General features: G+C 67.0%; 4 protein-coding genes. All 4 read right to left on the reverse strand.

The annotated features are described in order from the left end of the window. The coding region (locus EOA27_RS23725; RefSeq protein ID WP_281059474.1) for an NAD(P)-dependent oxidoreductase at positions 1–537 on the reverse strand (537 nt) is incomplete at its 3' end. Further along, the gene (locus EOA27_RS23730; RefSeq protein WP_126082266.1) at positions 509–1,417 is read right to left on the reverse strand and encodes a dihydrodipicolinate synthase family protein; all 909 of its coding nucleotides are present in this window, start codon (positions 1,415–1,417) and stop codon (positions 509–511) included. The genes EOA27_RS23725 and EOA27_RS23730, both read right to left, overlap by 29 nt. 9 nt (positions 1,418–1,426) lie before the next feature. After that, positions 1,427–1,999, reverse strand: coding sequence for a hypothetical protein (locus EOA27_RS23735; RefSeq protein ID WP_126082267.1), 573 nt, complete (start codon positions 1,997–1,999; stop codon positions 1,427–1,429). Continuing rightward, a partial coding sequence (locus EOA27_RS23740; protein ID WP_127257384.1) for a glycine cleavage T C-terminal barrel domain-containing protein occupies positions 2,000–4,525 on the reverse strand: 2,526 nt, incomplete at its 5' end. It lies immediately after the preceding gene.

Consider the following 4,525-nt stretch of genomic DNA (forward strand, 5'->3'; position numbering starts at 1 on the left):
GCCCATCGCCTGGGCGCGGCGCGCGACGGCCTCGCCGGTCTTGCCGAGGCCGATGATGAGGAGGGTCTTGCCCTCGATCGGCTCGACGCGGCCGCCGCCCCATTGGCGGGCCTGCTGCCGGCGTTCGAAACCGCGCAGGTCGAGGGAGAAGGAGAGCATCGCGCCCAACGCATATTCGGCCAGCATGCCTGCGGCGACGCCGGCCGAATTCGTGACCATAACATGCGCCGGATCCCAGCGCCCGAGATGATCGGTGCCGGAGCCGCCGATCGACACCCATTTCACCGTCGGGCTCTCGGTCAGCGCCTGGCGCGGATAGCGCGGCGTGCCGTCGAAACGGATCGAATAGACCACCTCGGCGCTGATCTGTTCGATCAGGGCTGGGAGGCCGGCATAGGTATCGCAGGCATGGACTTCGAGGTCCGGATGCGTCTCGGCGAGCACGGCAAGCGCACCCGCCAGCTTGTCGGTGTGCAGGATGATTGTTGGGCGCGCCGACATCGCGACCTCAATTGCCGCCGATATGGTCGGCAGCACTGCCGAGCTCGACAAGCAAAGCCCTGCCGTTTTCCAACGTCGCATTCTCATGCGGCGCGCGCAGGTTTAGCCAGCGCCGGTCGCCGGACTTGACCGCAAGCACCGCCTTCATCGCCGGGATCAGCCCGGCGTCCTGGATCACCTTTCGGAACGCCTTGACGGCTGCATCCGCCTCCATGACGTCTTCGCCCTTCCTTGCCGCATCGTAGAGGCGGCGGATGGCGGCGGCGTTCAGATTGACCGTGGCCGAGATGCAGCCGGCCGCGCCGCTGGCAAGACCCTTGGTGAGTTGCGCCTCCGAGCTTGGGAACACGGAGATATCGGGCGCGGCGGCGATGACGGCGGCGGTGTTGTTCCAGTCGCCGGCGCTATCCTTGTAGGCGACGACCGTGTCCGGAAAGGCCTTGCTCAGTCTGGCTGTCAGCGCCGGGCTGACCGGCACGCCGGAATTTTGCGGGATATGGTAGAGGATCACCCGCATCGAAGGTTTTGCCACCTTTTCGATCAGCTCGCTGTAATAGCGCGCCTGACCATTGTCGCCTGCGCCGGTGTAGAAGAAGGACGGCAGCACCATGACCGCGGCGCAGCCGAGGCCGACGGCATGCGCCGACAATTCGACTGTTTCGGGAAGCGCGGTCACACCAGTGCCGGGCATCAGCCGGTCGGGCGCGATACCAGCCTCGAGCAGCCATTCCAGCGCTTGCATGCGTTCGCGCAGCGAAACCGAGAGCGCTTCGCCGGTAGTGCCGAAGGGCGAGAGGAAATGCGCGCCCCGGCCGAGCACCCATTTGGCGTGGGAGATCCAGAGATCGCGCGCGATGCGGCCGTCGTCTTCGAACGGCGTCAGGATGGGGGCGATGGTTCCTTGCGGGCGGGTCATGACTATCCTCTATGCTGTGTGGCCGGCCACCGCCGCAACGGCGCGGGCGAAGTAGGCCGAAGCCGTGATGTCGAAGAGTATGTCGAAACCTGCCGGCGAACGGAACGTCACGGCCTCGATATGGCCGACGCGGGTCTGGGCGATATCATCGGCGCCGAATTTTTGCGATCTCAGGTCCAGCGCGCAAAGACTGCACATCGCTTCGGCGAGGCGGGGGCCGGAAAGCCGCATCCATGCCCAGCCTTCCTCGCGCCATGACGAGTAGCCTTTCGGCGCCGGGGCGGCCTGCCAGATAGCTTTAACATCGGCGAGAGTTTCCGCGGCGTCCTCCGCGAGGAGCAGGATGTCCTCATTGCCGAGCCGAAGGACCCTCATACCGCGATGCTCGCCGATGCGGTTGACTCCGGGGATGGGAATGCCGTGCTGGCCGAGCCAGTCGGCGCTGCCGCCGCCTTTCAGGCCGAAGCGCGGGCTGGCGGTAAGGTCGTTCAGCGCGACCGCACCGGAAATCAGCTGCGTCGTGCCGTCCGCCGCGCCGCTGGGCATGAAAGGATAAATGCGAGTTGCTACGCTAGCGGCCATCTACATCTCCTGCCGCGCATTGGTCGGGTCGAAGAAGGCGTGGTCGACGACCGGCGCCTCCACCAGCTCGCCATTGCGGCACTTCACCGTCACGCGGCTGCCTTCCGCCTGGTCGTCGACATGAACATAGGCGAGCGCGATGTGGCGCTCGAGCGATGGCGAATATCCGACCGAGGTGATCTGGCCGACGGGAGCGCCATTGCGCAGCACCAGGCAGCTTTCGCCGGGGATGTTGCTGGCGCCGGCGGGGAATTGCAGCCCGACCAGCTTGCGGGTCTGGCCGAGCCTTGCGCGCATCTCGATGGAGCGCTTGCCGACGAAGAACGGCTTCTTCTTCGAAACCGCCCAGCCGAAGCCTAATTCGTCGGGCGTGGTGATCGCATCCGTGTCCTGGCCGATCAGGATGTGGCCCTTCTCCAGGCGCAATATGCGCGACGCCTCCAGGCCGTAGGGGCGCAAGCCGTGCGGCTTGCCCGCGGCCATCACCGCGTCCCACAGGCTGGGCGCCAGGCTTGAGGGGCAATGCAATTCGTAGCTGAGCTCGCCGGTGAAGCCGATGCGCATCACCCGCACCGGCACGCCGGCGACCGTGCCTTCGCGGCCGCTCAGATAGGGGAAGGCGTCGCGGCTGAAATCGATGTCGCTCTCCAGCGTTTCGAGCACCTGGCGCGCCTTGGGTCCGGTGACGTTGAGGCCTGAGAAGGCGCCGGTGAGGTTGAGCACGTCGACCTTCAGTCGCCACTCGGCATTCCAGAACAGCATGTCGGCATAGACGCGCGCCACCGCGCCGGTGGTTGCCGTCACATAGAACTGGTCCTGCGCCATCCGGTAGGCGACGCCATCGTCGACCACCGAGCCCATCTCGTTGAGCATCAGGCAGTAGCGCACGCGGCCGACAGGCTGGCTGGCATGCGCCATCGTGTAGAGGCGATCGAGGAACTCGCCGGCGTCCGGCCCGCGGATCTCCAGCTTGCCGAGCGTCGAGACGTCGAGCAGGCCGACGCCTTCGCGCACCGCCAGGATTTCTTCGCGGACGGCTTCGTCAGCACTGCTGGCGTCACCATAGTAATAGGGCCGCCACCATGCGCCGACCGGCTTCATCGCGGCGTTCAGCGCGAGGTGCCGCGCATGCAGCGCCGTGCGGCGCTCCAGCGTTTCGTGATGGCCGGCAAGCACGCCGAGCGTTTCCGGCCCCACGGGAGGACGCGCCGTGGTGATGCCGATCTCGCCGACCGTCCGGCCGGTTGCCTCCGCGACGATCCGGGCGGTCGCCAGCGCCGAATGGCGTCCCTGGCTCGGGCCCATGCCGACAGTGGTGAAGCGCTTGACCAGCTCGATCTCGCGATAGCCGTCCTTGGTGGCGTTCTGGAGGTCCTTGACCTGCAGGTCCTCGTCGAAATCGACAAAATCGCGTCCCTTGGGATCGGCGAGGATCGGCTGCACATAGCGTGGCCGGGCGCTCTTTGGATTGGCTACCGGAAGCTCTTCGGTGACCGCATGACCGAGGCGCGAGAGCGCGGCAGCCGCCGCGCGCCGGCCGCTGGCGATGGCGTCCTCCTCGGCAACGGCGCCGGCGAGATGGACGGGACCTTGAGGAAGCGTGATCGTCATCATGTGCGTGGCGGCGTCGTAGCCGACCTTGCCGCCAGCCTGGCAGGGCAATTGCCATGCCGGCGCGCTGCCGATCGAAACCGTCAGCAGGTCGCACGCGATCCAGCTTCCGCCGATACGGACGCGGGCGAGGTGACGGTTGCCGGCCGTGCCTTCCGCCGCCTCCACGGTTACGCCTTTGCGGATGGCGACGCCCTTGCCCCGGAGCTCAGCTTCCAGCGGACTGGTAGCGCCGGCAGGTCTCGGATCGACTAGCTCGACGACCGATACGCTGGCGTCCAGCAGATCGAGCGCCGTCCGGTAGCCGTCGTCATGGGCGGCCAGCACCACGGCACTGTCGCCAGGCCGCACGCCATAGTGGCGGATCAGGCGCTGCGCGGCTCCGCCGAGCATGATCCCCGGCAGGTCGTTGTTTCGGAAGACGGCCGGCTGCTCGATGGCTCCAGTCGCGAGGATCACCTCCCGGGCGCGTGTCCGATGGAGGCGATCGCCCTCGATCAGCGGCAGCCAATTGTCCTCGTACCAGCCATTGCAGACGGTGCCGGTCAGCAGCTTGAGATTGGGCAGCGATGCGAGCCGTGACGACAGGCCGGAGAGGACGGCCGGATCATAGCGGCCATAGCTCAGCACGCCGCCGACCTCGGGATTCTCGTCGCACAGCACAACGTCGGCGCCGGCCTCGGCGGCGGCGATCGCGGCACTCAGTCCCGTCGGGCCGGCGCCGACGACGAGCACGTCGCAATGCAGATGCGTCTTGTCGAAATGCCGGTGCGGAGCCTTGGTGTCGACCACGCCGAGGCCCGCCTTGCGGCGGATCATCGGCTCCCAGAATTTCAGCCAGCTGTCGCGGCGCGGGCCCATGAAGGTGCGGTAGTAGAAGCCGACCGGCAGGAAGCGGCCGAACCTGTCCATGAC

This window comes from Mesorhizobium sp. M2A.F.Ca.ET.037.01.1.1 (assembly GCF_003998075.1).
In the GTDB taxonomy this organism is placed as follows: domain Bacteria; phylum Pseudomonadota; class Alphaproteobacteria; order Rhizobiales; family Rhizobiaceae; genus Mesorhizobium.